We start from the raw sequence: 3,631 nt of genomic DNA on the forward strand, positions 1-3,631 counted from the left end.
CGACGACGTGCAGGAGGCGCGGCTGGTGGGCAGGACGCTCGCCGAGCGCGCCGGGCGGGTCATCTTCAACGGCTGGCCGACCGGCGTCGCCGTCACCCACGCCCAGCAGCACGGCGGTCCGTTCCCCGCGACGACGATGCCCTCGTTCACGTCGGTCGGCGCGACGGCAATCGACCGCTGGCTCGTGCCGGTCGTCTACCAGGACTTCCCGCCGGAGCTGCTGCCGGAGGACCTGCGCTAGTACGCGGCAGCAGCGACACGCGCGGGGCCGCCGGCCGACGAGGCGTCAGATCACACGGTCAGACGATCCGTCAGATGCCGAGCTTGGTCCCACGCAGCCGGTCTACAGCCGCGTCGTCGCCGGTGAGCTGCACCCGGGCGGCGCCCTTACGGCCGAAGGCGAACAGGACCAGTTCGCCGACCGGGCCGGTGACGGTGACCATCAGCGGTGTGGCCGCCTTGGCCACGACCGTCTGCCGCGGGCTGCCGCTGTTCTCCGCGCGTACGAGGGTCACGCCCACCCGCGCAGGGCGGAACATCAGCCGAGCCTGCCTGCGCAGCCGCTCCCACAAGTCGTCGGACTGGTCGGGCTCCAGCTCGCGCGGTCCGTCGCCGACGGCGCGGCGCAGGTCCTCGTGGTGCACGAAGTACTCGAAGGTGTTCGCCGCGGTGTCGATCGGGCCGGGCCGGAACACCGACCAGAGCGGTGGCCCCTGCCGGACGCGCTCGACCAGCGTCGCGTACGGGGTGCGCGCCCTGGTGGCCTCCTGCACCCGCTTGGTCAGCGGTGCCAGCGGCTTGACGACGATTCCCATCGCCGCGAGCGGCCGCGCCTCCCGGATCACCAAGTGTGCCGCCAGATCGGCGGCGCTCCATCCCGTGCACAGCGTCGGCGCATCCGGCCCGACGCGGATCAAAGTGTCGGCCAGCGCGTAGCGCTCAACCGCTGCGAACCCGCCCATGGTGCCTCCCGCTGTCTCGCGTTCCAGCCGACCCATGCACCTTCTTCGAACTTGACCGCGGCCGGCGGCACAGGGTTGGCCGACGCGCAGCGGCGGGCGAGCCTACAGCCGCCCATGAAGGCCACGGTCAAGTTCGAGAGTCCCCATGCAGCTGTGCTCGCCGGGAAGGATACCGTTATCGCACCCGTGGAGGCGATGACCGTGTCAAAGCGCGTCGCTGCGAGCGGGTAAGGGGTGGCGCGCGGAAATCTCCTATACGCGAGTGGCGTTGCACATTAGAGTCTTGTGGGCTTCACGTGCGCGGTAACCCACACGCGCACCAGAACCGAGGGGGGCCTCTTGCTCAGCCGCCGACGCCGCCGAGCCGATACCGCCTTGTCCGTTCCGCTCGATCTGTCCGAAGCGGTCCAGTCCAAGCCGACCTTCCGCCAAGGCCTCGGCATCCTCGCCGTCGGCATCCGCAGTGCGCCGCGCGTGTTCGCCGGCGCGGTCACGGGCAGCGCCCTGTACGGCACGATGACCGTCGGCGCGGCCTGGGCCGTCGGCTGGGCCACCGACCACGTCGTGCTGCCCGACCTGCACAGCGGCTCGGCGCCCGGCGGCGGGCTTGCCGTGGCCGGGCTGCTGATCGTCGGTGTCGCGGTCGCGAAGGTCATCGGGATCTTCGGCCGCCGGATACTCGCGGCGATCACGGCCTTCCGCGCGATGGCCGACTACCGGCGCAAGGTCGGCGAAGCGTACCTGCGGCTGCCGCTGAGCTGGCACCAGCGCCACCCCACCGGCCAGCTGCTCTCGAACGCCAACTCCGACATCGAGATGGCGTTCCAGCCGATGCACCCGCTGCCGATGAGCCTCGGCGTCGTCGTCATGCTGCTGATGGCCGTGGTGGACATGTTCCTCACCGACACGGTGCTCGCCCTGGTCGGCGTGCTGCTCCTGCCGGCCGTCATCGCGCTCAACACGGCCTACACCCGGTACGCCGGTCCCCGCTTCGCCCGCGCCCAGGAACTGCGCGCGCACGTCGCGGAGGTCGCACACGAGTCCTTCGACGGCGCGCTGGTCGTCAAGACCCTGGGCCGGGAGGACTCCGAGACCGAGCGCTTCGCCGAGCGTGCCCGCGCGCTGCGCGACGCCAACATCCACGCCGGGCGCGCACGCTCGCTGTTCGACCCGATGCTCGAAGCGTTGCCCAACCTCGGCGTGCTCGCGGTCCTGCTGCTCGGCGCGACCCGCGTGGCCGCCGGGCAGACCAGGCCGGGCGACGTGGTCAGCATCGCGTACCTGATCACCCTGCTCGCCTTCCCGATCCGCGCGATCGGCTGGGTCCTCGGCGACCTGCCGCGCGGCGTGGTCGGATTCCGCCGGGTGCAGGCCGTCCTCGGTGCCGAAGAGCACACCGAATACGGCCACCGGAGACTCGCCCGCGACGCGGGCCCAGCCGCCGTGGACGTCGTCGGGCTCGAATTCGCCTACGAATCCGCGCCCGACGCGCCGGTGCTGCGCGGGGTCGGGGCACGCATCGAACCCGGCCGCACCGTCGCGATCGTCGGCGCGACCGGCGCTGGTAAGTCCACCCTTGCCACCCTCCTCGCCCGTCTGGCCGACCCGACCGGCGGCGCGATCCGGCTCGACGGCGCCGACCTGCGCGACCTGGCCCGCGGCGAGGTGCCCCACGCGGTCGCCCTGGTCGCCCAGCAGACCTTTCTGTTCGGCGAGAGCGTCCGCGCCAACATCGCGCTCGGCGAGGAGCGTTCCGAGGCCGAACTGCGCGCGGCGCTGCGGACCGCGCAGGCCGAGCGGTTCGTCGACGCGCTGCCGGACGGCCTCGACACGGTGATCGGCGAGCGCGGCACGACCCTGTCCGGCGGCCAGCGCCAACGCCTGGCGTTGGCTCGGGCGCTGGTACGGCGGCCCAGGCTGCTGATCCTCGACGACTGCACCTCGGCGGTCGACCCGAGCGTGGAGGCGGCGATTCTCGGCGGACTCAAGGACAGCGCGCTCGGCGCCACCGTCATCGTGATCGCCTATCGCAGGGCCACCGTGGCACTTGCCGACGAGGTGCTGTTCCTCGACGACGGCGTCATCGCGGACCGGGGCACCCACGAGGAGTTGCTCGAACGCAGTGTCGGCTACCGCGACCTGATCACCGCCTACGCTCGTGCCGCCGAGGACGCCGGCGAAGCGACGGCGGAAGACCTCGAAGGAGCAGCCGCGTGACAGCGCTCGATGACGCCACCTTCGATGACACGGCGATCGATGGCGTAGCGATCAACAACACAACCCATGACACAACGCTCGACGGCGCGGCGGCCAACAACACAGCGGCCAACAACACAGCGTTCGATGGCGCTGCGTTTGATGACCCTGCGTTTGATCACCCTGCGTTTGATGACGCAGTGTTCGATGACACCGCACCCACGCCCGCCGCGACCCCCCTCCCGCCGGTGCGCGAGGCCTCCGGCGGCGCGCTCGCCATCCTGCGCGAGGGCCTGCGGCTCTCGCCCGAGTTCACGCGCGGCATCGGGGTTACGATGCTGCTCGCGGTGATCGCCACGACCGGCCGCATCGTCATCCCGATCGCGGTGCAGCAGGCCGTGGACAACGGCTTCGACGCGCCGGGCGGTGTGGACGTCGGCGAGGTACGCGTCATGGCGCTGCTCGCCGCCCTC

At 71.6% G+C, this 3,631-nt stretch carries 2 protein-coding genes and 2 pseudogenes; 3 read left to right on the forward strand and 1 reads right to left on the reverse strand.

Features of this window, described 5'->3' with window-relative positions; all coding sequences use genetic code 11:
- Nucleotides 1–241, forward strand: a pseudogene (locus tag VGS97_RS12590) (aldehyde dehydrogenase (NADP(+))); the annotation flags it as partial.
- A 70-nt stretch (nucleotides 242–311) separates the two neighbouring features.
- On the opposite strand, the gene VGS97_RS12595 reads toward VGS97_RS12590, so the two are convergent.
- Nucleotides 312–962, reverse strand: coding sequence for a TIGR03085 family metal-binding protein (locus tag VGS97_RS12595; protein ID WP_326853584.1), 651 nt, complete (start codon nucleotides 960–962; stop codon nucleotides 312–314).
- 375 nt (nucleotides 963–1,337) lie between these two features.
- Between VGS97_RS12595 and VGS97_RS12600 the strand changes: the two genes are divergently transcribed.
- Both VGS97_RS12600 and VGS97_RS12605 read left to right on the forward strand, forming a co-directional pair.
- A complete protein-coding gene (locus VGS97_RS12600; protein ID WP_326853585.1) occupies nucleotides 1,338–3,179 on the forward strand; it encodes an ABC transporter ATP-binding protein in 1,842 nt (613 codons plus the stop codon).
- A pseudogene (locus tag VGS97_RS12605) lies at nucleotides 3,176–3,631 on the forward strand (hypothetical protein); the annotation flags it as partial. The gene VGS97_RS12600 and the pseudogene VGS97_RS12605, both read left to right, overlap by 4 nt.

This window comes from Actinocrinis sp., from assembly GCF_035946395.1.
Classification (GTDB): domain Bacteria; phylum Actinomycetota; class Actinomycetes; order Streptomycetales; family Catenulisporaceae; genus Actinocrinis.